The sequence below is a fragment of the Saccharopolyspora gregorii genome, from assembly GCF_024734405.1.
Taxonomy (GTDB): domain Bacteria; phylum Actinomycetota; class Actinomycetes; order Mycobacteriales; family Pseudonocardiaceae; genus Saccharopolyspora_C; species Saccharopolyspora_C gregorii.
Map to the genome: position 1 here is coordinate 3,418,743 of NZ_CP059556.1, position 21,218 is coordinate 3,439,960.

At 72.3% G+C, this 21,218-nt stretch carries 21 protein-coding genes; 12 read left to right on the forward strand and 9 right to left on the reverse strand.

The features are described from left to right. Positions 1-83: 83 nt before the first annotated feature. Genes kstD through H1226_RS14800 form a run of 5 tightly spaced genes read left to right on the forward strand, consistent with a single transcriptional unit; the run spans position 84 to position 5,108 of the window. Positions 84-1,799: a 3-oxosteroid 1-dehydrogenase gene (gene kstD / locus H1226_RS14780; protein WP_258341231.1), complete on the forward strand. Its 1,716-nt coding sequence runs from the start codon at positions 84-86 to the stop codon at positions 1,797-1,799. Next, on the forward strand, positions 1,796-2,929 hold the full coding sequence (locus tag H1226_RS14785; protein ID WP_258341232.1) for an aromatic ring-hydroxylating dioxygenase subunit alpha: 1,134 nt from the start codon (positions 1,796-1,798) through the stop codon (positions 2,927-2,929). Before kstD ends, H1226_RS14785 begins: the two co-directional genes overlap by 4 nt. Further along, positions 2,926-3,234, forward strand: a complete 309-nt coding sequence (locus tag H1226_RS14790) for a hypothetical protein (RefSeq protein ID WP_373689954.1) — start codon at positions 2,926-2,928, stop codon at positions 3,232-3,234. Before H1226_RS14785 ends, H1226_RS14790 begins: the two co-directional genes overlap by 4 nt. Continuing rightward, positions 3,231-4,238 carry a ferredoxin--NADP reductase gene (locus tag H1226_RS14795; protein WP_258341233.1) on the forward strand — a complete coding sequence of 336 codons (1,008 nt, stop codon included), beginning with the start codon at positions 3,231-3,233 and terminating at the stop codon, positions 4,236-4,238. Before H1226_RS14790 ends, H1226_RS14795 begins: the two co-directional genes overlap by 4 nt. A gap of 9 nt (positions 4,239-4,247) precedes the next feature. Further along, entirely contained in the window at positions 4,248-5,108 is an 861-nt protein-coding gene (locus H1226_RS14800) for a MaoC/PaaZ C-terminal domain-containing protein (protein WP_258341234.1), read from the forward strand. Positions 5,109-5,169: 61 nt separating this feature from the next. On the opposite strand, the gene H1226_RS14805 is transcribed toward H1226_RS14800, so the two are convergent. Then, the gene (locus H1226_RS14805; RefSeq protein ID WP_258341235.1) at positions 5,170-6,228 is read right to left on the reverse strand and encodes a glycoside hydrolase family 76 protein; all 1,059 of its coding nucleotides are present in this window, start codon (positions 6,226-6,228) and stop codon (positions 5,170-5,172) included. 414 nt (positions 6,229-6,642) lie between these two features. Between H1226_RS14805 and helR the strand changes: the two genes are divergently transcribed. Further along, on the forward strand, positions 6,643-8,853 hold the full coding sequence (gene helR, locus H1226_RS14810; protein ID WP_258341236.1) for an RNA polymerase recycling motor ATPase HelR: 2,211 nt from the start codon (positions 6,643-6,645) through the stop codon (positions 8,851-8,853). A gap of 712 nt (positions 8,854-9,565) precedes the next feature. On the opposite strand, the gene H1226_RS14815 is transcribed toward helR, so the two are convergent. Further along, complete coding sequence (locus tag H1226_RS14815) at positions 9,566-10,798, reverse strand: epoxide hydrolase family protein (RefSeq protein WP_258341237.1); 1,233 nt, start codon at positions 10,796-10,798, stop codon at positions 9,566-9,568. A 172-nt stretch (positions 10,799-10,970) separates the two neighbouring features. On the opposite strand from H1226_RS14815, the gene H1226_RS14820 reads away from it, so the two are divergent. Then, a complete protein-coding gene (locus H1226_RS14820; protein ID WP_258349420.1) occupies positions 10,971-11,909 on the forward strand; it encodes an aldo/keto reductase in 939 nt (312 codons plus the stop codon). 162 nt (positions 11,910-12,071) lie between these two features. Further along, entirely contained in the window at positions 12,072-13,337 is a 1,266-nt protein-coding gene (locus H1226_RS14825) for a low temperature requirement protein A (protein ID WP_258341238.1), read from the forward strand. A gap of 81 nt (positions 13,338-13,418) precedes the next feature. On the opposite strand, the gene H1226_RS14830 is transcribed toward H1226_RS14825, so the two are convergent. The 6 genes from H1226_RS14830 to H1226_RS14855 all read right to left on the reverse strand — a co-directional run bounded on the left by H1226_RS14830 (position 13,419) and on the right by H1226_RS14855 (position 17,131). Then, positions 13,419-14,591 (reverse strand): MFS transporter, encoded by a 1,173-nt coding sequence (locus H1226_RS14830; RefSeq protein ID WP_258341239.1) that lies wholly within the window; start codon positions 14,589-14,591, stop codon positions 13,419-13,421. Continuing rightward, positions 14,588-15,241, reverse strand: a complete 654-nt coding sequence (locus tag H1226_RS14835) for a GntR family transcriptional regulator (protein ID WP_258341240.1) — start codon at positions 15,239-15,241, stop codon at positions 14,588-14,590. The genes H1226_RS14830 and H1226_RS14835 overlap by 4 nt, the downstream gene beginning before the upstream one ends. A gap of 184 nt (positions 15,242-15,425) precedes the next feature. Next, complete coding sequence (locus H1226_RS14840; RefSeq protein WP_224967171.1) at positions 15,426-15,611, reverse strand: hypothetical protein; 186 nt, start codon at positions 15,609-15,611, stop codon at positions 15,426-15,428. Between the two features lie 66 nt (positions 15,612-15,677). Further along, complete coding sequence (locus tag H1226_RS14845; RefSeq protein WP_258341241.1) at positions 15,678-15,875, reverse strand: DUF397 domain-containing protein; 198 nt, start codon at positions 15,873-15,875, stop codon at positions 15,678-15,680. A 194-nt stretch (positions 15,876-16,069) separates the two neighbouring features. Then, entirely contained in the window at positions 16,070-16,270 is a 201-nt protein-coding gene (locus H1226_RS14850) for a DUF397 domain-containing protein (RefSeq protein ID WP_258341242.1), read from the reverse strand. 15 nt (positions 16,271-16,285) lie between these two features. After that, positions 16,286-17,131: a helix-turn-helix domain-containing protein gene (locus H1226_RS14855; protein ID WP_258341243.1), complete on the reverse strand. Its 846-nt coding sequence runs from the start codon at positions 17,129-17,131 to the stop codon at positions 16,286-16,288. Between the two features lie 122 nt (positions 17,132-17,253). On the opposite strand from H1226_RS14855, the gene H1226_RS14860 reads away from it, so the two are divergent. The 4 genes from H1226_RS14860 (at position 17,254) to H1226_RS14875 (ending at position 20,246) form a co-directional block, all read left to right on the forward strand. Next, a complete protein-coding gene (locus H1226_RS14860; RefSeq protein ID WP_258341244.1) occupies positions 17,254-17,496 on the forward strand; it encodes a zinc finger protein in 243 nt (80 codons plus the stop codon). 560 nt (positions 17,497-18,056) lie between these two features. Next, positions 18,057-18,584, forward strand: a complete 528-nt coding sequence (locus H1226_RS14865; RefSeq protein WP_258341245.1) for a GNAT family N-acetyltransferase — start codon at positions 18,057-18,059, stop codon at positions 18,582-18,584. Positions 18,585-18,667: 83 nt separating this feature from the next. Further along, complete coding sequence (locus H1226_RS14870; RefSeq protein ID WP_258341246.1) at positions 18,668-19,540, forward strand: hypothetical protein; 873 nt, start codon at positions 18,668-18,670, stop codon at positions 19,538-19,540. 301 nt (positions 19,541-19,841) lie between these two features. Further along, positions 19,842-20,246 (forward strand): hypothetical protein, encoded by a 405-nt coding sequence (locus H1226_RS14875; RefSeq protein ID WP_258341247.1) that lies wholly within the window; start codon positions 19,842-19,844, stop codon positions 20,244-20,246. Positions 20,247-20,285: 39 nt separating this feature from the next. Here H1226_RS14875 and H1226_RS14880 read toward each other — a convergent pair whose 3' ends face one another. Further along, positions 20,286-21,143: a helix-turn-helix domain-containing protein gene (locus H1226_RS14880; RefSeq protein WP_258341248.1), complete on the reverse strand. Its 858-nt coding sequence runs from the start codon at positions 21,141-21,143 to the stop codon at positions 20,286-20,288. Between the last annotated feature and the right edge of the window lie 75 nt (positions 21,144-21,218).

Genomic DNA, 21,218 nt, shown 5'->3' on the forward strand with positions numbered 1-21,218 from the left:
ACGTTCATGTTCCAGGTCGTCACCGTAGCGCCATGTCGACTAAAACTATAACCTGTTTCAGTATTGCGAGCGATGGAGGTGGCATGAGCGCACCCGTCCCGACACCCGACGAGCGGTTCGACGTCGTGGTCGTAGGCAGCGGCGCGGCCGGGATGACCGCGGCGATCACCGCCGCGCGGGCCGGCCTGCGCGCGGTGCTGGTGGAGAAGGCCGCCCGCTACGGCGGATCCACCGCGCGCTCCGGCGGCGGCCTGTGGCTGCCGGGCAACGCGGTGCTCGCCCGCCACGACGACACCCCCGAGCGGGCCGCGGCCTACCTGGACCACATCGTCGGCGACACCGCCCCCGCCGAACTGCGCCGCGCGTTCCTCGACCACGGGCCCGCGATGCTCGACGAGGTCCTCGCCGCCACCCCGTTGCGGCTGCGCTGGGTCCCCGGCTACTCCGACTACTACCCCGAAGCCCCCGGCGGACGGGCCGAAGGCAGATCCGTCGAACCGAAACCCCTCGACGGCCGCCTCCTCGGCGACGAGCTCGACCGGCTGGAACCGGACTTCACCAAGGCACCGCCGAACTTCGCCGTCACCCAAGCCGACTTCCGCCGGCTCAACCTCGTCGCCCGGCACCCCCGCGGCGTGCTGCGCGCCCTGCGCGTCGGCACCCGCTACCTGCTCGCCACCCTGCTGCGCAAACGGCTGCTGGTGCGCGGGCAAGCGCTCGCCGCCGCCCTGCGCGCCGGACTCCGCGACCAGGGCGTGCCGCTGTGGCTGAACACCCCGCTGCTCGACCTGCTGCACGAGGACGGCCGCGTCACCGGCGTGCTGGTGCGCCGCGACGGCGCGGAGGTCGCGCTGCGCGCGCGCCGCGGCGTGCTGCTGGCCGCGGGCGGCTTCGAACGCGACGCCGAAATGCGCCGACGCCACCAGCGCGCCCCCATCGGCGCCGACTGGACCGTCGGCGCCGCCGCCAACACCGGCGACGCGATCCGCGCCGCCCAGCGCATCGGCGCCGACGTCGACCTGATGGACGACGCCTGGTGGGGACCGTCGATCCCGCTCACCGGCGGCCCCTGGTTCTGCCTCGCCGAACGCACCCTGCCCGGCTGCCTCCTGGTCAACGGCGACGGCGAGCGGTTCGTCAACGAGGCCGCGCCCTACGTGGACGCCGTGCACGCCATGTACGGGCCCGGCGACGGACCCGCCCGCAACATCCCGACCTGGCTGATCGCCGACCAGCGCTACCGGAACCGCTACCCGTTCGCCGGGCTCGGCCCACGCCACCCGTTCCCCCGCCGCTGGTACGACGCCGGAGCCGTCCACCGCGCCGACACCCTCGCCGAACTCGCCGCCGCCATCGACGTCCCCGCCGAACCGCTGCGCGGCACCGTCGAACGGTTCAACGCGCACGCCCGCACCGGCGAGGACACCGACTTCGGCCGCGGCCGCAGCGCCTACGACCGCTACTACGGCGACCCCACCAACCGGCCCAACCCTTGCCTGGCGGAGCTGACCACCGCCCCGTACTACGCGGTGCGCATCGTGCCCGGCGACCTCGGCACCAAGGGCGGGCTGCGCACCGACGCCCGTGCCCGCGTGCTGCGCACCGACGACGCACCGATCCCCGGCCTCTACGCGGCGGGCAACACCGCCGCCGCCGCGATGGGCCGCACCTACGCCGGACCGGGCGCCACTCTCGGCCCGGCCATGACCTTCGGCCACCTCGCCGCGCTGCACATGGCAGGCGCGGCACCCGAACCCGCTGCGAACCCCGACCGGGGTGAACGGAGGAGCCAGCGATGACGCCGAACGACGACGTGCGCACCATCGACGTCGGAACCCCGCCCACCAGGTTCGCCCGCGGCTGGCACTGCCTCGGCCTCGCCGAGACCTTCAAGGACGGCAGACCGCACCCCGTCGAAGCCTTCGGCGGCAAGCTCGTCGTCTTCCAAGCAGGCGACGGCGCGCTGCACGTCCTCGACGCCTACTGCAGGCACATGGGCGGCGACCTCAGCCAGGGCAGCATCAAGGGCGACGCCGTCGCCTGCCCGTTCCACGACTGGCGCTGGTCCGGCGAAGGCCGCTGCGTCGGCATCCCCTACGCCAAGCGCATCCCGCTGCGCGCCCGCACCCAGGCCTGGACCTGCCTGGAGCGCAACGGGCAGCTGTTCGTCTGGCACGACCCCGAGGGCTCCGCACCCACCGACGAGGTCGCCATCCCCGAACTCCCCGAGGTCGGCGACCCGGAGTGGAGCAGCTGGACCTGGGACTCGGTGTTCATCGAAGGCTCGCACTGCCGCGAGATCGTGGACAACGTGGTGGACATGGCGCACTTCTTCTACGTGCACTTCGCCTTCCCCACCTACTTCAAGAACGTCTTCGACGGGCACGTCGCCACCCAGTACCTCAACACCAAGGGCCGGCCCGACGTCGGCTCCCGCTCCAACTACTCCGGCGAGGACAACCTCGGCGTCTCCGAAGCCTCCTACTACGGGCCCTCGTACATGATCGACCGGCTGTGGAACCAGCACCGCGGCACCACCGTCGAGACCATCCTGATCAACTGCCACTACCCGGTGACCGCGAACTCCTTCGTGCTGCAGTGGGGCGTGCTGGCCAAGAAGCTGCCCGGCCTCGACGACGAGCAGGCCGACGCGATGGCCGCCAAGATCGCCAAGGGCACCAGCGTCGGATTCCTGCAGGACGTGGAGATCTGGCGCAACAAGACCCGCATCGACAACCCGCTGCTGTGCGAGGAGGACGGCCCCGTCTACCAGCTGCGCCGCTGGTACGAGCAGTTCTACACCGACGTCGCCGACCTCACCGAGGACATGACCGGCCGCTTCGAGTTCGAAGTGGACACCACCCGCGCGAACATCGCCTGGGAGCAGGAGGTCGCCGACAACCTGGCCCGCCGGGCGGACTCCCCGTGAACCCGCCGGACTGGGCCAAAGCACCCGCTGGCGACGCCGCGCTGCACGAGCGCACCGCCGCCGACCGCCGCGAACAGCTCGAAGGCGGCCTGCGACCGGTGCGCTGCGACCGATGCGGAACCTGCGTGCTGGCCAAGAAGAACAGCCCCGCCCACACCAGCGTGCAGTGGACCCGCCGCGCCGCCCAGGACTGCCCCGCGCTCGCCGACGCCGCCCGCGGCGGCAGCACCGCGCACGTCCCCGGCTGCCCCGACCTGGAGGACAGCATCGGCGCGCGGCTGCGCCACGATCGGGAGGCGCCATGATCCACCGGCTCAAGGTCGACGAGGTCGTCGAGGAGTCCCCGGACGCCCGCTCCCTCGTGTTCGCCGACCCCGGGGACGACTTCTCCTACCGGCCGGGGCAGTTCCTCACCCTGCGGGTGCCGGACGAGCACGGCGGCTCCCTCGCCCGCTGCTACTCGCTGTCGAGCTCCCCGCACACCGGCGCCGCCCTGCAGGTCACCGTCAAACGCGTGCCCGACGGCCGCGGCTCCAACTGGCTGTGCGACCACGTCACCGCCGGAACGGTGCTGGACGTGCTGGCGCCCGACGGCGGCTTCAGCCCGAAGTCGCTGGACGCCGACTTCCTATTGCTGGCCGGCGGCAGCGGCATCACCCCGATCATGTCCATCGCGCGCTCCGCGCTCACCGCCGGGATCGGCCGGATCGCGCTGCTCTACGCCAACCGGGACGAACGCTCGGTGATCTTCGCCGAAGCGCTGCGGCACCTCGCCGCCGAACACCCGGAACGGCTCGTGGTGCTGCACTGGCTGGAGACCGTGCAGGGCCTGCCCGACGCCGCGGCGCTGCGCGCGCTCACCGCACCGTTCGCCGACCGCGAGGTCTTCCTCTGCGGCCCGAACGCGTTCATGGACGTCGCCACCGAAGCCCTCGCCACCGCCCCCGGGCGGCTGCACGTGGAGCGCTTCCACTCGCTGACCGCCAACCCCTTCGAGCAGGACCCGCCGACCGCGGCGGAAGACGCCGCGGGAGGATCGGCCACCGCGCACGTGGAGATCGACGGCGACCGGCACCGCCTGGACTGGCCCCGGCGGCAGCGGCTGCTGGACCTGCTGCTGGACCGCGGCATCGATGCCCCGTTCTCCTGCAGGCAGGGCGCGTGCAGCGCCTGCGCCTGCCGCATCACCGCCGGGGAGGTCAGCATGGAGCGCAACGACATCCTGGAGCAGCAAGACCTCGACGACGGGATCGTGCTGGCCTGCCAGTCGTTCCCGGTCACCGACGAGGTCCACGTCAGCTACGAGTGAAGGAGCCGCATGCCCATCGACCCGGACCTGGCCATCGGAGCCACCGTCGCCGACCAGGACGTCACCTGGACCGAATCCGACGTGCTGCTCTACCACCTGGCGCTCGGCGCCGGAGACCCGCCGACCGACCCGGGCGAACTGCGCTACGCCTACGAGCAGGACCTGCACGTGCTGCCCACCTTCGCGGTGGTGGCGCCGAACCTGCGCCAGTTCGAACCACCCGCGCTGTCCTTCCCCGGCATCGAGGTGGACCTGGCGAAGGTGCTGCACGGCTCGCAGCAGATCACCCCGCACCGCCCGCTGCCGGTCTCCGGCGGCGCCCGCGCCACCACCCGCATCGTCGACGTGCTGGACAAGGGCAAGGCCGCGGTGATCGTGCAGGAGACCGTGCTCACCGACGCCGACGGGCCGCTGTGCTCCGCCCGCTCGATGATCTTCGCCCGCGGTGAGGGCGGCTTCGGCGGGCACCGCGGTTCCGCCCCGCGCGTCGAACTCCCGCGGCGGGAACCGGACCTGGTGGTCGACTCCCGCACCGAACCGCGGCAGGCGCTGCTGTACCGGCTCTGCGGCGACCGGAACCCGCTGCACGCCGATCCCGCGTTCGCCGCGGCCGCCGGGTTCGAGCGACCGATCCTGCACGGCCTGTGCACCTACGGCGTGGTGTGCAAGTCCATCGTGGACACCGCGCTCGGCGGCGAGGTCGACCGGGTCGCCACCTTCGGCGCCCGCTTCGCCGGCGTCGTCCACCCCGGCGAGACCCTCCGCACCCGCATCTGGACCGAACCCGGCGGCACCCTGCTGGCCACCACCACCGTCCCGGAACGCGCGGACACCGCAGTCCTCGACGCCATCACCCTCACCACCAGGTGAGTGGCCCACCCGCCCAGTCCCACCGGGCGAACGGGCCACTCACCTGCTCACGATCGGATGCTCAGGTGCGGCCGGCGGCGTTGAGCAGGTCCAGCGCGCTGTGCTGGCAACCGTGCCCGACACCCGGCTCCACCCACGGCCCGTTCCAGTGCGGACCGTACGAGTCCTGCTCGTCGCGGTCGCGGGCGTGGGCCGCATCCGCCTGCCGCGCCAGGTAACCGGTGTACGGGTGGTCGGCCAGCTCCGCGTTCAGCACGCCCAGCCCGCGCACGTACGGCCCCTTGAACGAAGCCCCGTCACCATCGCAGTCGTCACCCTCGACCGGCTCGCGCAGGATCCCGTCCGGGTTCAGGTAGGCCGAGCCGGTCGAGGCGTCGGCGAGCGCCCGCGCCCGCTCCAGCAGCGCCGCGTCCCCGGTGGCGCGGTGCAGCTCCACCAACCCGCCCAGCAGCACGCCCTGGTTGTACGTCCACGCCGTGTCGCCGTTGTTCGCGCACTCCCCGGTGAGCCCGTCGTTGACCAGCCCGCCCTCCCCGATCATGCCGCTGCCCTCGAACCACGCCCACCCGTCGCGAGCCCGCTGCAAGTAGGTCGTGTCCCCGGGAATCCTGTTGTGCAGCGCCACGTTCAGCTCGACGTAGAGCTCGTTGGTGATCGCGTTCTTGTAGGCCTTGTCCCGGTGCCACAGCACCCCGCCACCGCACTCCGGCGTCCAGTGCGCCGCCATGTGGTCGGCGTCGGCGCGCGCCGTCGCCAGGTACCGCTCGTCCCCGGTGAGGTCGTGCGCGGCCACCCACGCCATCCCCCACCACCCGGTGTCGTCGAGGTAGTCGTTGCGGAAGTCCCCGCCCTGGGCGTTCCGGTTCAGCTCGTAGGTGCGGTCGATGGCGTGCTCGTGCTCGCGATCCCCGCTGATCCGGATGCTCTCGATCAGCGCCGTCAGCGCGTTCGCCGAGGTCCACCAGTTCCCGGTGTCGAACAGCCCGATGTCCTCGCGGTAGCGCCCCATCAACGCCGTCGCGGCCGCACCGCCGGGGCTGTCCGCGGCGGCCGCCGCGGGTGCGGCCGGGGCGCACAGCAGCAGGCAGCACAGCAGGCCGAGCGCTCGGAAACCGGTCATGGCAGCCCCCTCCGCCCCGCCCGGCGTCGCGCGGGAGCGCTCCCACGATCACCGGGCCCGCGCGGCGCTGTCAACGCGGATCACCCCGGCGGCGGCAGGCCGCTGCCGGTCCGCTGCGGAACGGGGAGGAAGCTGGACGCGAAAAAAGGGGAGCCCCCGCTCCCCTTCCCCGTCCAACTCAAAACGCACCGGGGTCCTTGCGGCAAGACCCCAGCCATGGCGCACAATCAGCCGCCGAAGCCACGACCTGCGAAAACGAGATGTGTCCTCGTCCACATCCGAGGTCGGCACGGGCGCGGCCGGGAAGCGGAGCGCGCCCGGCAGCGGTTTCGAACGAGGGGACGAGCACCGGCAGCGGCATCGCCGGCGCTCGAAGCAGTGCGAGGAAGACGGTTCAGCGACTGTGAGGGGCCCGTGTCAGCACAGGGGTACGAAGAGGAATTGCGGTCCGAGCGCGACCACGTCGCCGGCCTCTACGCGAGGCTCGACGCGGAACGCGCCCGGGTGCGCGGCGAGTACAAGGCATCGCTGCGCGGTGACGGCGAGTCGCTGGTGGAGCGGGACGTGCAGGTGCGCGCGCTCGCGCGCGAGGTGCGGCGGCTGGACGTGGTGGACAACGGGCTGTGCTTCGGCAGGCTCGAAGCGGAGTCCGGGCAGCACTCCTACATCGGGCGGATCGGGCTGTTCGACGCCGACGACGACTACGAGCCGTTGCTGCTGGACTGGCGCGCCCCGGCGGCCCGCCCGTTCTACGTGGCGACCGGCGCGCACCCGGAGGGCGTGCGCACCCGCCGCCAGTTCCGCACCCGCAACCGGGAGGTGCTCGCCTTCACCGACGAGCACCTGGGTGGCCCCGGCGGCGACGAGGAGGGCGACGCGGCGCTGCTGGCGGCCGTGAACGCGCCGCGCGGCGGCGAGATGCGCGACATCGTCGCGACCATCCAGGCCGAGCAGGACGAGATCATCCGGCTGGAGCACCAGGGCGTGCTGGTGATCGAGGGCGGCCCGGGCACCGGCAAGACGGTGGTGGCGCTGCACCGCGTCGCCTACCTGCTCTACACCCGGCGGGAGCGGATGGAGCGCCACGGCGTGCTGGTGGTGGGGCCGAACCCGGCGTTCCTGACCCACATCGGCCGGGTGCTGCCCTCGCTGGGCGAGACCGACGTGGTGTTCATGACGCCCGGCGACCTGGTGCCGGGCCTGCAGGTCACCGCCGAGGACGCCCCGGAGGTGGCGCGGGCCAAGGGTTCGCTGCGGATGCTGGACGTGCTGGCCGCGGCCGTCGCCGACCGCCAGCGGCTGCCCGAGGCGCCGCTGCCGATCGAGCTGTCCGACGCCGCGGTGCGCATCGACGCCGACACCGCCGAGTGGGCGCGGCAGGAGGCGCGGGACACCGGGCTGCCGCACAACGAGGCGCGGGCCACCTTCATCGAGATCGTCACCTACGTGCTCACCGAACGGGCGATCACCCGCATCGGCCGGGGGTGGCTGGGCAAGGAGGACGTGGCGGCCCGCGAGCAGCTGCGCCGCGACCTGCGCGCGGAACTGGCCGAGAAACCGGAGTTCGCCGCCGCGCTCGCCGAGCTGTGGCCGGTGCTCACCCCCCAGGAACTGCTGGCCGACCTGTACACCTCCCCGGAGCGGCTGCGCGCGGCGGGAGCCGACGCGGCGCTGCTGCGCACCGACGGCGCGGCGTGGACGGTGTCGGACGTGCCGCTGCTCGACGAGCTGGTGGACCTGCTGGGCCGGGACAAGCTGGCCGAGCGGGCCGCGAAGCAGGCCGCCGAGCGGGAGCGCAAGGCCGAGCAGGAGTACGCCGCGGGCGTCCTGGAGATCATGGAGGTGGAGCGGCACGACATGATGGACGACGAGGACCACCTGCTCGCCCAAGACCTCGTGGGCGCCGATGACCTCGCCGACCGGTTCGTGGAGCACGACACCCGCAGCCTCGCCGAACGCGCCGCCGCCGACCGGGACTGGACCTACCGGCACGTCGTCGTCGACGAAGCGCAGGAACTGTCCGAAATGGACTGGCGGGTGCTGGTGCGGCGCTGCCCGGCGCGGTCGTTCACCGTGGTCGGCGACCTCGCGCAGCGCCGCTCGGCGGCCGGGGCGACTTCCTGGGGTTCGATGCTGGACCGGTACGTGCCGGGCCGTTGGCAGTACCGGCCGCTGTCGGTGAACTACCGCACCCCGGCGGAGATCATGGCGATCGCGGGTTCGCTGCTCGCCGAGTTCGCCCCGGAGGTGACGGCACCGGAGTCGGTCCGCTCCTGCGGTGTTCCCCCGTGGTCGCGGCGGGTCACCGACGAGGAGCTGCCCGCGGCCGTCGCGGAGTTCACCCGGGCCGAGGCCGACCGGGAGGGCACCTGCGTGGTGATCGGGCCGCCGGACGTGCCGGGCGCGGTGCCCGCTTCGGAGACGAAGGGCCTGGAGTACGACGCGGTGCTGGTCGTCGATCCGGACCGGATCCTCGCCGACGGCCCGCGCGGCGCGGCGGAGCTGTACGTGGCGCTCACCCGCGCCACCCAGCGGCTCGGCGTGCTGCACCGCGAACCGCTGCCCCGGGCGCTGTCCGGGCTGGTGGAGCTCGACGGCCCGGTGCCGGCGGGTTCGGCGCAGTAGTCACCGGACGGCCGCGGCCGGAGTCCGGCTCCTCTGCGGCCGTCTTCGGTGGTTCGTCTTCGAGCGTTGATTTCACTCGACACTGAACTGATCGCACCATTTGATGGGTCCGGTGCCGCCGCCCCCGAGCGTCGATCGAGGGCTCGGACCAGCGGCGAGGCCTGCGGCTGCACCGGCAGGGCGCGCCCGCGGACCTCGCTCGCGATACCCGATCCCACCTCCGGCGGTCTGCGACCAGCGCCAGCCGCGCCGCAGCGGAGCCGATCCGGCGAAGCCCCGGCGCCGCCGCAGGCACCCCGGCGCCTACGCCGCGGCCCGCCGCCGCACCCCTGGGCCGGCTCTACGCACGCCCACTCCGCACGAGCGGCTTCCCCTCACCGCTCTCCTCGGCTTCGCCGTCTTTCTCCTCAGCCGGGTTTATTTCACTCGACACTGAAGCCACCGCACCCTCTGACGCACGACGAGTCGGGCGTCCCACGAGACCTGGCACGGCCGAACAGGCCACCGACCCGCCCGATCCCCGACCGGCCCGAGCCCTCCTCCTGTCAGCGGCGCAGCCGCCGCCCACCCGATCAACGGGACCAACCGCGGGTTTCCAGCGGGATCCTCGCGAGGACAGCGCTCCCGCCCGTGGCGGAGCCACCGGTGAGAACGGTCCGGCAGCGCGGATCCCGCTGCGGTTCCGCCACCCCACCCCTCGCGGGAGGCGCGGTCACCCCCGTCGAAGACCGCGGAAGGTTCGGCGGAGGTCTGCTACCCAGCCGTCGGGGTTCTCCCACGGGATGAAGTGCCCGCCGCGGTCGTGCGCGTTGACGTTGACGTGGTTGAACCAGGCGGCCTGCGGCCCGTCCTCGAACGCCCGGATGCGCTCGGCGGCGGTGCGGATGCCGGGCGGGTTCTCGTAGGTGACGAAGGTGAGGCCGACCGGTGCCTGCACGACGGGCTTCCGGTCGTGCGCGGGCGTCCACGGGTACCGGTTGGCGTTGGCGTAGTAGCGCAGCGAGGTGCCGATCGAGTTGGTCGCCCAGTAGATCGTGGCGTGCGTCAGCAGCTCGTCCGCGGTGAACACCGATCCGAGGTTACCGCCGTTGTCGCTCCACGAGTTCCACCGCTCCAGCAGCCAGGCGAGCAGCCCGGCGGGCGAGTCGCTCAGCCCGTGCGCCAGGGTCCCGCCGTCGAGCACGTGCACGGCGAGGTGCGAGGCCGAGCGGCGGTCCAGCTCGACGATCCGGTCCCGCAGCTCGGCGGGCTGGTCGTCGGTGAGCGGCCGGTTCCGGGCGAAGTCCCAGGCGCGCGGACCGGTGAAGAAGTCCAGCGGCAGCCCGGAACCGATGTGGATGCCGTGCAGCTCGTCGGCGTACTTGTGCCCGAGCTGGCTGGAGACGAGGCCGCCGATGTCGCAGCCCCCGGCGGCGTACTTCGCGTGCCCCAGCACCTCGGTCATCAGGACGTGCCAGAGGTCGGCGACCTTCCAGAAGTTGACGTCGGGGAAACCGGTGAGCGGCCCGGGGAACCCGAATCCGGGCAGTGACGGCACGATCACCTCGAACGCGTCCGCCGGGTCGCCGCCGGACGCGCCCGGATCGGCGAGCGGGTCGATCACCTTCGACCAGTGCCAGAACGTCCACGGCCAGCCGTGGGTGAGGATCAGCGGGATCGGGCGGGGTCCGCGGCCCGGCTTGCGCATGAAGTGCACCGGCACCCCGGCGACGGTCACCTGGTAGTGCTCGTAGGCGTTGATCGCGGCCTCCGCCGCGCGCCAGTCGTAGCCGTCCCGCCAGTGCTCGACCAGCTCGCGCAGGTAGCCGGCGGGGACGCCGTAGGACCAGTCGTCGTCCCCCTCGTCCAGCGGCGACCTGGTCGCGGCGAGGCGGGCGCGCAGGTCGGCCAGCACCTCGTCGGGGACGTGGATCGGAACGGGGTCCAGGGGGAACCGGGTGGTCATGGTGCGGTCCTCGCTCGGTCGGGTGACGGGTTGCGGAGCCGAGCCGCCGCCCGGAGCGCCCGGGCGCGGACCTCCGGCGCCGCAACGATTCCACGAGCACGTCGCGCGGTACAGCGGTCCGAGTCCGCGGCGGAGCGGTGCCGGGTGCTGTTCCAATGGGGCCATGACAGAGCTGCGCACCCTGGGTTCGTCCGACCTCGCCGTCTCCCGCCTCTGCTTGGGCGGCAACGTGTTCGGGTGGACCGCCGACCGGAACGACTCGTTCGCCGTCCTCGACGCCTACACCGCGGCGGGCGGCAACTTCATCGACACCGCCGACTCGTACATGAACCGGCCGGGCAACGAGCCCGGGCAGTCCGAGCGGATCATCGGCGAGTGGCTCGCCGCCCGCGGCGGCCGGGACGACGTGGTCATCGCGACGAAGGTGGCCCACCACCCGGACTTCAGGGGGCTCGCGCCCGCCAACGTCAAGGCGGCCGCGGAGGCCTCGCTGCGCCGGTTGGGCACCGACCGGATCGACCTGTACTACACGCACTTCGACGACGAATCCGTGCCGGTGGCCGACATCATCACCGCGCTCGACGAGCTGGTTCGGGAGGGCAAGGTCCGCGCGATCGCCGCCTCCAACATCAGCCCGCAGCGGCTCGCCGACTCGCTGGCGTTCTCCGAGCGGGAGGGCCTGGCCCGCTACGTCGCGCTGCAACCGCACTACAACCTGGTCTCCCGCGACACCTACGAGGGCGAGCTGCGGGACGTCGTCGAACGGGCCGGGCTGGGGTGCGTGCCGTACTTCGCGCTCGCTTCCGGTTTCCTCACCGGCAAGTACCGGCCGGGCAGCACCGTGGACAGCGAGCGCAGCGAACCGCGGCTGGCCGGGCGGTACGCGGGCAGCGAGCGCTCCGCGCGGGTGCTCGCCGCGCTGGACGAGGTCGCCGCCGAGCGGGACGCGGCGCACGCGACGGTGGCGCTGGCGTGGCTCGCGCGGCAGCCGACGGTGGTCGCGCCGATCGCCTCCGCCCGCAACACCGAGCAGCTGCCCGCGCTGCTCGCGATGCACGACCTGGAGCTGACCGCCGACGACCTCCGGAAGCTGGACGCGGCCTCCGCCTGACTCCGACCGGACCGTCCCGTTCGCCGCGACGACGCCGGGCGAACGGGACGGTCACCTGCCGTCGGCGTGCGGCCGATCACCGCCACCCGAGCCCCCGAACGGCCCATCGGCGCATACGATCACCCGCGGCCCGATGCGAACGACCCGGACGGGAAGCCGAACATGAGCGAGCACGACCACCCCGGTGGCCTGGCGCATCCGCGACAGCCGATGACCGGTCGCGACCCGGACGAACCGGGCCGGGTCGCCACTCCCCTGGAGCTGCTGTTCGACCTGACCTTCGTGGTCGCGGTCGGCACCGCCGCCTCCTTCCTCGCCGAGACGCTGGCCGGGGGGCACGTCGTGCCAGGGATCACCGCGTTCGTGCTCGCGATGTTCGCGATCAGCGTGGCGTGGATCAGCTTCAGCTGGTTCGCCTCCGCCTTCGACACCGACGACTGGCTGTACCGGGCGTTGACGATGCTGCAGATGATCGGCGTGGTCGTCTTCGCCCTGGGCCTGCCCGCGCTGTTCACCGGCCTGGCCGAGGAGTCGCGCCTCGAAGTGCGGGTGATCGTGCTCGGCTACGTCGTGATGCGGGTCGCGATGGTGCTGCAGTGGTGGCGGGCGGCGCGGGAATCGCCCGAGTTCAGCGCGGTCGGCTTCGCGAACATCCGGTGGACGGTGCTCGCGCAGGTCGGCTGGGTCGTGCTCGCCTTCGCGAACCTGCCGCTCGGCGTCGCGTTGGCGGCGTTCGTGCTGCTCGGGCTGCTGGAGCTGGCGCTGCCGGTCTTCGCGCAGGGGCGCGCGCACGGCACGCCCTGGCACCCGCACCACGTGGCGGAGCGCTACAGCGCCTTCGCGATCATCACCCTCGGCGAAGGCGTCGTCGGCACCATCGCCTCCTCCGGCGAGCTGCTCGGCGGCGGCAGCGGCGTGAACTGGAGCGGGGACGCGGTCGCGGTGGTCGTCGCGGGCGTCGGCCTGACCTTCGGCATGTGGTGGGTGTACTTCGCGACCCCGTTCGGCGGGGTGCTGGAGCAGCGCCGCGCCCGCGGCTACCTGTTCGGCTACGGGCACATCCTGGTGTTCGGGGGAATCGCCGGGACCGGTGCCGGGCTGCACCTGGCGGGGTTGCAGCTGGAGCACCACTCGACGATCGGCAACGCCACGGTGGTGCTGGCGCTGGCCGTGCCGCTCGGGCTGTACCTGCTGGTCGTGTACCTGCTGCACGCGCTGCTGCTGTCGGAGGCCGACGGGTTCCACGTGCTGCTGCTGGTGATCACGCTCGGGGTGCTCGGGGCCGCGGTCGCGCTGGCCGCGGCGGGCGTGGGGATCGCGGCGTGCCTGCTGGTGGTGATGCTGGCGCCGTACGTGACGGTGCTCGGCCACGAGACGATCGGGCACCGGCACCAGCGGCGCGCGCTGGACGGCCTGCGGCGGCGCTGATGTTCACCCGGCGGCGGCGCCGCAGGCGATCATCCGGCGGCGGCGCCGCAGGCGAGCACCCGGCGCGGTCGCCGCAGGCGATCATCCGGCGCGGTCGGCGCCGTCGAACGGCAGGCCGCGGGCGAGGAACGCGGTGCCCGCGAGCCCGATCGCGGTGGCGAGCAGCACCCCGGCCGCGCCGACCCCGCTGGCGACCAGCCCCACCGCGCCGGGCAGCACGACCTGCCCGGCGCGGTTCCCGGTGAGGCGCAACGACATCGCGCGCCCGCGCAGGCCGGGCGGTGTCGATTCGGCCAGCCACGACATGGTCAGCGGCTGCCCGACGCCGAGCCCGAGCCCGGCGATCAGCACCGCGACGGCCAGCGCCCACACCGGCACCGGTGCCGCGGTCACCGCGAGCCCGACCGCGGCGGCGGTGATGCTCAGCACCAGCAGCTTCCGGCGGCCCAGCAGCCGGGTGGTGCTGCCCAGGAAGAACCGGGACACCATCGAGGCCACCGCCCGCAGTCCCAGCAGCCCACCGACCACGCCGGAGGCGATGTGCCGTTCGGCGCCGAGCGCGGGGAGGTACACCACCGACAGGTCCACGGCCGCGAGCACCACGCAGCTCGTGCACAGCGCGGGCACCAGTCCCGGCAGCCGCAGCAGCCCGCGCACTCCCGGCGAGCCGTCCGGTGCGGCGGCCGAGGACGGGGTGCCGCTGGTGATGCCGAAGGAGCACACCAGCAGCGCAGCGGCTAGCGCCGTCGCTCCCCAGAAGATCGGCGTGGTGTCCGGGATCGCCGCCGCACCGCCGAACACGACGATCAGCAGCGGCCCGGCGGCCTGCCCGAGGGAGGCGGCGAACGTGTAGTAGCCGAACGCCGCGTCCAGCCGCGCCGAGGACGTCATGTTCGCCACCAGCGCCTGCTGCCCGATCACCGAGCACAGGTGGGCGGTGCCCAGCAGCACGTTGCCCACGACGAGCCCCAGCACCGAGCCGCCGAGGGTCAGGAACGCCGCGCCCGCCGCGCACATCAGTACGCCGCCGGCGACCATCACCCGCCGCTCCCCCAGCCGGTCCACGATGTGCCCGGCGGGCAGCGCCAGCACCAGCGGCACCAGCGCGAAGCTGCCGGAGAGCACGCCCAGCCAGGACGCGGGCACGTCCAGCTCCAGCGCGCGGTAGGAGGTGGCGGGCCGCAGCACGAAGGTGACGACCTGGGTCAGCACCGCGTGCGCCAGCAGCACCCACACCCGCCGGTCGAGCCTCACGAGGCGTCGCCGTGCAGCAGGCTGCGCGCGGACCGGGCGCTGAGGCTGGCGTCGATGTGCCTGCGCATCAGGTCGGCGGCGGCCTCGGCGTCCCCGGCGATGACGTGTTCGGCGAGCAGCCGGTGCTCGTCGTCGCGCTCGTTGCGCTCCGCGGAGCTGCGGCCTTCGGCGAGCGCGTGCATCCGGTACCGGTCGGCCTTGTCCCACAGCCCGTCGAGCGCGTCGACGAGCAGATCGTTGTGCGAGGCGCGGTAGATCGCGGCGTGGAACCGGCGCTGCTCGGCGAGCTGCTGCAAGGACGGGTCGTTCGGCAGGGCCCGCTGCTCGTCGACGGAGCGGCGGATCTCGGCGATGTCGTCCTTGGTGCGGCGTTCGGCGGCGAGGGCGGCGGCCGTCGGGTCCAGCACCCGCCGCAGCTCCACGAGGTCCCGGACCTCTTCCCCGCTGAGCTGGGTGACGCGGGCGTCGCGGTGCGCGTCGAGCTCCACGAACCGTTCCGTCATGAGCCTGCGCAGCGCCTCCCGCAGCGGGGTGGTGCTGATCCCGATGGTGCGGGCGAGGGTCGCCTGGTTCAGCACCGAGCCCGGCGGGAACTCGCCGGAGAGGATCTTCTCGCGCACGCTCGCGTAGGCGTACTCGCTCTTGGTCATGCGCGCTGCCGCCGGTTCGTCCATGCACCCGCCCTTCGATCCCTTATAGCCTCGCACATCGGTGCGGGCGGATGCATCGAAGGTGGCATCACCACAGGTGGTGACCTCAGCGACGGCGAGTCGGGATCATCACGATCGCCGGATCAGGAGCCCTCGCGGGCGGAGGTTATAAGCTGCGTGGCGCTCACTTCGAGGCGTCCTTGCCGCGCTGCCAGAACAGCACCCCGCCCTGCGCGACGGCGGCGAGCGCGACGAGCCCGACCGCGAGCCCCGTCATCCAGGTCCAGCCGATGTAGAACGCCACGCCGACCACCAGGGCGAGGACGATGAGCGTCCTGATCAGGAACAACGTCATGCTCCGCGTGCTCATCAGGACACCCCTCCCCGTTCCGGAGCGGCGCCGCGCCGCCCCCGCGGAACCCTACCGACCGGCTGATCAGCGGTCGTACCGACCGGACTTGACCGCCCCCAGGAACGCCGCGAAACCCGCCGTCGACGCGGCCAGTACCGGAGACGCCTCGCCGAGTTTGCTGTCCCGGAGGAGAGCTCGTCCGGGCAAGTTCAGCGCTGTCTCCACGCAGGCGTTCGCTTGTCCCGATCGCGCGGACTTGATCCAGTTCGGCTCCGGAAGCACGTTGCTACTCCTTCATGCGTGAGGCGTGACATCCAGCGATGTTGCGCAAGAACGCGCTCAACTCCGCCGCCTTCCGGTGCGCCGGTTCGCGACGAGGCGAAACGGCCGGGCTAGCTCGGTGGCGTCCACGACGAGCGCCCCGAGCAGGACCGCCCCCTCCCTGCTCGGGCGGCGGGGCATTTCCCAGCGGCTGATCAGCGGTCGTACTTGCCGGACTTGACCGCTCCGAGGAACGCGGCGAAACCGTCGGCCGACGCCACCAGCACCGGGGACGCCTCACCTAGCTTGCTGTCCCGCACCCACGCTCTTCCCGGCACGTCCAGCGCCACCTCGACGCAGTTGTTCCCCTGCCCGCTCCGGGATGCCTTGCGCCACTTCGCTGAAGAGATCGACATGCCCCGCAGTATCCCTCAGAGATCCACAAGCTCCCCCCTCAGCCCGCGGATCAGCGCCGAGCTGTCGGCCACCGGCAATGCAGTCGACCGCACGTCATCGAAGAGTTTCGCCAACGTGGCCACTTCGTCCGGCTTGTCCACGAGTTGCCCGCCGATCGGAGTATCCATGTACCCAAGGCTTTCGTGGTCCGAGTCCGGAAAACCGAGCAACACGAAGGAACCGTGCGGACATGCGTGCGCTCCCGCTCCGTACGGCAGCACCTGAATGATCACGTTCGGCTGGGCGGACATCGAGATCAGATGATCGAGCTGCCGGTCCATGAGATCCCGTCCGCCGACACGGCGATGCAGGGCTTCCTCCGCGAGCACGACCCGCAGTTCCAGTCGGGGCTCTTCAAGCAGCCTCCGCTGACGCGCCAGCCTGGCCGAAACCCACGCATCCAGCGTGTCCCCACTCAGCGATGCACGTCCGACTTGGTGCATCTCGCGCACGTAGTCCTCGGTTTGAAGCAGACCGGGGATGATACCCAGTTCGAACGTACACACCTGCGAAGCGTCAGTCTCGTAGTCGACATAGGGCGCGAACCACGAAGGAAGCCGGTAGGCGGACCAACGCCCACGACTCGTCCCTGCTCGCCGGATCTCCTCCATCTCGCCCCGGACAGCTTGATCAGCGCCGTAGAGGTCGAGCAAAGCCGCAAGCTCCAGCTTCTTCGCACCCGATCTTCCGGCCTCCATGTGCCTGATTTTTGCTTCCGAGCAGCCGAGCCTCCGCGCCGCATCGGTCGTGCTCAGAGCCGCGCCAACGCGAAGTTTCCGAAGCCACTGGCCGAGATGCCGACGTTGCGCTGTTGCTGCCATCCACTGCCTCCGACATGCGGTGTCACCTGAAGAGGTAATCGACATTCTGACACGTCAACTTTATCTTTGACGAGTCAAGATCACACACGGTGATCGTACGGCAACAGATCTGGAGGGTTCGCATGGTCGGAAACCACCAGCGAAATCGACAACGCCACTTCTGGCGCCCGGCAGGAGACGGACGCAGGCACGCGTTCCGGGGATCTCGGTGGGACGGGCGGACGACCGAGGCGGTCACGGTGTGCGGCGACGAGGTGACGTTGTCGGCCGACACCGACGAGACCGCGTGGGTCGTCGCCCCCAGCTGTCTCGACTGCAACGGCCTGCTGCTGCGGGAGAAGCGCGGAGGAGGCGGGCATGGATGATCGAGGGCTTCGCGGTCGATGCGACCGGACTGACGCACGTGGCGGAACTTCGCACCGGCCGGACGCTGTGCGGTGCCGTTGTGGTGGCGGCGCGATCGGCGGTCCCGGCGGGCACCTGTGGTTCTTGTGTCGCGGAGACGCTGCTCGCCCGAGCGCGGCGAGCCCCCCGCGTCCGGAACGGACCGGAGCTTGGGCGCGGGGCCCGGGCGGGGGCCGCTGGCATCGTGTCCTGCGGTGTGCTGGAGGCAGCCTCCCCCGAGCCTGCGGCGGACACGTGCGCGGGCCGCTGGATTTGCGCCGGACCGAGCCCGCGGACCTGACCGCTCGGTGCCCTCGCTGCCTGGCCGCGACCGAGACCGGACACGAGGGACCGTGCGCCGCGTGACCTGACCTCGGGTCCGGTGCGCCGGACCCGCGCGAGCCTCCTGTGCGCCGCGACCTACCCCGATCCGGGTCGCGCGAGGGAGGACGGGACCCCGCATCCGCCCAGGCGGGTGCGGGGTTCTTCGCGCTTCGGGATCGGGTTGCTCGTGGGGTGGGGTTCGGGGTGGGGTTGGCGGATGGTCGATGTGGTGGTGCCGGGTCCGGCGGACGATGGACTGGTCGACGCGGTGGCGGAGTTGCTGGAAGCGCAGGTGCGGGCGGGGGCCGCGCTCGGGTGGGTGGAACCGCCGCCGCGCGCGGAGATCGCCGAGCTGATCGGCGGGATCCTCGCCGACGGGCCGGGCGAGGCCGCGTGCGCGGTGGCCCGGGACGCGGGCGAGCTCGTCGGGTTCGGGTACTGGCGGCGCTACGCGCGGCCGACGCACCGCCCGCACGCGGACCTGGAGAAGCTGGCCGTCGCCCCGTCCGCGAGCAGGCGCGGGATCGGCCGGGCCGTGCTGCGCGCGCTCGTGGCGAGCGCCCGGGCGGCCGGCGTCGAACAGCTCACCCTCGACTTCCGCGGGGACAACCACGCCGCCGAACGCCTGTACCGCTCCGAGGGGTTCGTCGAATACGGGCGCCTCGCCGGGTTCGTCGCCCCGGCCGACGGCACCCGCCACGACAAGGTCCTGCACGTCAAGGACCTCCGCGCTCCGACCGGCTGAAAACCCCGTGGCACGAGCCGAGATCCCGCTACGCTGATCCACTGATCACGATCGTGGGGCACGACTGATCCTGGGGGCGCGGCATGGCGGACGACGACGAGGACGAGTCCCGGACCGGGCAACCGGATTCCAGCAACGTTCCGTGGGTGGCGATCATCGGATTCGCCGCGTCCGCGGTGACTGTGCTCGGATTCCTCGGGTTCCAGAACGTCGGCGAGGTCCGGGATTGGGTGGCGTCGGGGCCGAGCACGTCGGCCGCGCCGACCTTCGACCACTACGCCGCGGACACCTCGGAATCCGACGACCACCCGACCACCGAGGAATCGGCGACCACCGAAGCATCCGAGAGCGCCGAGGAAACCACCGCGGAAACGACCTCCGGCGAGGAGGAACCCGAATTCGACCCCGCCGACCTGGACGACGAGGACACCGATCCCACCCCGTTCACCAGTTCCGCGCTGCTCGTGAACTCGTTCACCACCGATCGCGGGACCACGTACGAGCTGGTCTCCGCGGGCGCGACGCCCTGCGGGGAGGCCACCGGCACCAGCGAGGACGTCCGCCGCACCCTGCACTCCTACCGCTGCTCGACCGCGATGAGCGGCGTCTACCTGGTCGACGACGACACCGCGGGCGAGAACGCGCAGGTGCTCGTCTCGGTACAGGTCATCCCGTTCGAGACGGCCGCGGCCGCGGGCGGTGCCCGGGCGAGCATCAACGGGAACGCGCACTGGGACTTCGGCGTGTGGTGCCCCCGGTCCGGGATCGGGCAGCACGCCTGCTCGACCGGCTACACCGACGCGCGCAGGTACGGCTACCAGCGCACCGACCACCGCTACCTGATCGGCGTGTCGGCGGTGTACGCGAACCTGAGCCCGACCAGGGACGCCGATCCCTGGCTGATCGAGGCGGCAGCGGAAGGCGTGTCGGCGAACGGGCCGCGGGACGACGGCTGAACCGGCCGCGCCCGCAACCGGAAGCGGCATCCCGTTCCGCAGCCGACATCGCCGAATCGTCGAATCGTGCGATGACCGGTCGCACCACTTGCACGAAATCCGCAGTGGCACCGGAAGAGCGCCGATGTCGCGCGGCACGGCGCAATTTCCACGCCCGAACGGTTCCGCGCGACCGCCGAAAGGCCTAATCTCCGATTCAGGGAATCCCACCGGGACTTCCCACCGAGATTTCCCACCGGCCTTCCGCCGGGGCTTTCCACCGGGATTTTCCTCCGGTGCTTTCCACTGGGGCTGGAGCCGCATGAACGAGCAGAACCGACACCGCAACACCATGTCCGGCACCAGCGGCCGAACGGTCCAGGTCGGAGCGGTCCACGGCGACCTGACCATCACCGACGGCCGGGCCCGCCGCAGGCTGGCCGTCTGTGCGCCGCTCGCCGCCGTCGCCCTGGTGCTCGGCACGTCCCCGGCGACCACGCCCGCACCCGCGCCACCGGCACCACCGCCGGTCGCGGAGTCCAGCGCCCCGCCACCGCCGTGGGAGGTGTCCTCGTCCGGGACCGGGCGCGGCGACACCGAGCTCTCGTCCCGCTCCGGCACGCCCGACGGACCGCACAGCGGGGCCGAGTGCGCCGGGACCGGCGCGGACACGCACTGCGAGGTCTCCTCCGGCGTCACCTTCACCCCGACGGCACCGGCCGGATGAGTCGAGCAGCGCACGACCCGATCGGCGCACCGGGCCGATTCACCCGTGGTGGCGCGAGGAATCCGGGATCGGGCGGGTGGCGGCGGGCGCGTTGAGGCTGCCGAGGAGCGCGAGGGCTTCGGCCGACGGGCTGCCCGGTTCGGCGCGGTAGACCATCAGCTGCTGGCCCGGCGCGCTGTGCACCGAGAACGTCTCGTAGCTCAACGTCATCTCCCCCACCTGCGGGTGGAAGAACCGCTTGGACTCGTTGGCCTTGCGGCGGACGTCGTGCCGCGCCCACAACCGGGCGAACTCGGCGCTGTGCAGGGACAACTCGCCGACCAGCTCCACCAGCCGCGGATCCTCGCGGTCGAGACCGGCGGCCGCGTGCAGCCCGGCGACGGTGTTCTCCGCGACCCGCTCCCAGTCCAGGAAGAACCGGTGCGCGTCCGGATCGAGGAACAGCATCCGCACCAGATCACCGCTGTGGGGATGCCCGCCGTAGAGGGCGGCGCCGAGCTCGTTGTCGGCAAGGACAATGTAGTAGCGGTCCAGCACGACCGCCGGGGTGCCGGGCCAGGATTCCAGCAGCCGCAACAGGTTCGGGCTCACCCGCTCCGACCGCGCGGTCCGCCGGACGGTGCCGGGCCGGGTGAGGCGGTGCAGGTGCGTCGTGGCCTCCGCGTCCAGGTGCAGCACCGTCGCCAGCGCGTCGATCACCTGCGGCGAGGGGTTGCGCTCCCGGCCCTGCTCCAGCCGCACGTAGTAGTCCGAGCTGACCCCGGCCAGCGAGGCGAGCTCCTCGCGGCGCAGGCCCGCGACCCGCCGCCTGCCCACCGCGGGCAGGTTCCAGTCCTCGGGCCGCACCTGGGCGCGGCGGGCGCGGAGGAATTCGCCGAGCGGGTTGTCACCGTCCATGCCGTCCAGGCTAGGCGCGTCCGGCCGCCGGAGGGTGGCCGCGGAACTCCTAGACAGGGCGTACGAGCGGGCAGG

What these genes read in the sequence shown, in the direction of transcription:
- H1226_RS14850 (WP_258341242.1), bottom strand. Translation starts at nt 16,270, where the DNA reads ATGTCGATCTCTTCAGCGAAGTGGCGCAAGGCATCCCGGAGCGGGCAG.
- H1226_RS14870 (WP_258341246.1), top strand. Translation starts at nt 18,668, where the DNA reads ATGGCGGACGACGACGAGGACGAGTCCCGGACCGGGCAACCGGATTCC.
- H1226_RS14805 (WP_258341235.1), bottom strand. Translation starts at nt 6,228, where the DNA reads ATGACCGGTTTCCGAGCGCTCGGCCTGCTGTGCTGCCTGCTGCTGTGC.
- H1226_RS14815 (WP_258341237.1), bottom strand. Translation starts at nt 10,798, where the DNA reads ATGACCACCCGGTTCCCCCTGGACCCCGTTCCGATCCACGTCCCCGAC.
- H1226_RS14785 (WP_258341232.1), top strand. Translation starts at nt 1,796, where the DNA reads ATGACGCCGAACGACGACGTGCGCACCATCGACGTCGGAACCCCGCCC.
- H1226_RS14860 (WP_258341244.1), top strand. Translation starts at nt 17,254, where the DNA reads ATGGTCGGAAACCACCAGCGAAATCGACAACGCCACTTCTGGCGCCCG.
- H1226_RS14880 (WP_258341248.1), bottom strand. Translation starts at nt 21,143, where the DNA reads ATGGACGGTGACAACCCGCTCGGCGAATTCCTCCGCGCCCGCCGCGCC.
- H1226_RS14835 (WP_258341240.1), bottom strand. Translation starts at nt 15,241, where the DNA reads ATGACCAAGAGCGAGTACGCCTACGCGAGCGTGCGCGAGAAGATCCTC.
- H1226_RS14855 (WP_258341243.1), bottom strand. Translation starts at nt 17,131, where the DNA reads ATGGCAGCAACAGCGCAACGTCGGCATCTCGGCCAGTGGCTTCGGAAA.
- H1226_RS14865 (WP_258341245.1), top strand. Translation starts at nt 18,057, where the DNA reads ATGGTCGATGTGGTGGTGCCGGGTCCGGCGGACGATGGACTGGTCGAC.
- H1226_RS14795 (WP_258341233.1), top strand. Translation starts at nt 3,231, where the DNA reads ATGATCCACCGGCTCAAGGTCGACGAGGTCGTCGAGGAGTCCCCGGAC.
- H1226_RS14825 (WP_258341238.1), top strand. Translation starts at nt 12,072, where the DNA reads ATGAGCGAGCACGACCACCCCGGTGGCCTGGCGCATCCGCGACAGCCG.
- kstD (WP_258341231.1), top strand. Translation starts at nt 84, where the DNA reads ATGAGCGCACCCGTCCCGACACCCGACGAGCGGTTCGACGTCGTGGTC.
- H1226_RS14800 (WP_258341234.1), top strand. Translation starts at nt 4,248, where the DNA reads ATGCCCATCGACCCGGACCTGGCCATCGGAGCCACCGTCGCCGACCAG.
- H1226_RS14875 (WP_258341247.1), top strand. Translation starts at nt 19,842, where the DNA reads ATGAACGAGCAGAACCGACACCGCAACACCATGTCCGGCACCAGCGGC.
- H1226_RS14840 (WP_224967171.1), bottom strand. Translation starts at nt 15,611, where the DNA reads ATGAGCACGCGGAGCATGACGTTGTTCCTGATCAGGACGCTCATCGTC.